The 419-nt window shown below is 50.4% G+C and carries 1 pseudogene; it reads left to right on the top strand.

Going from position 1 to position 419, the window contains the following annotated elements:
- A pseudogene (locus J1781_RS00190) lies at positions 1–359 on the top strand (hypothetical protein); the annotation flags it as partial.
- Positions 360–419: the final 60 nt, after the last annotated feature.

Raw genomic sequence — 419 nt, 5'->3', positions numbered from 1 at the left:
ACGTTGACGTTGCAAAACTCAATGCTGAAGTAGAAGCCAAAGCCGCTGCATCTGCTGCTGCCGCTGCCAAACCAGCGGGTTCGACGCCTGCGGCAACCTCACCTGCGGCGGGTGAAACCACCACCGCCACTGCCAATGCAGACACCGCAACAGGTCCAAATACTACGGTTGCCAGCCCAGACAATGCTTCTATGACGCCATCTTCTGCACCAACGGCTACTGCAAAAACATCGACCATTGAAGCGCGTAATGCCTCAACGGCTGAAGCCAAAGCAGAGATTAAAGCCAAAACAGGTGACACCCCAAATATCGCACCACCTGTTGCCTCAGCGGTCAAATCTCAAGAACAATCAAAATAATACATTGATGAATGCACAAAAAAACCACGTTAGATAACGTGGTTTTTTTGTGCGCTAAGT

It is taken from the genome of Rahnella perminowiae (assembly GCF_019049695.1).
GTDB lineage: Bacteria > Pseudomonadota > Gammaproteobacteria > Enterobacterales > Enterobacteriaceae > Rahnella > Rahnella perminowiae.
This window is presented reverse-complemented; position numbering and strand designations above follow the sequence as displayed.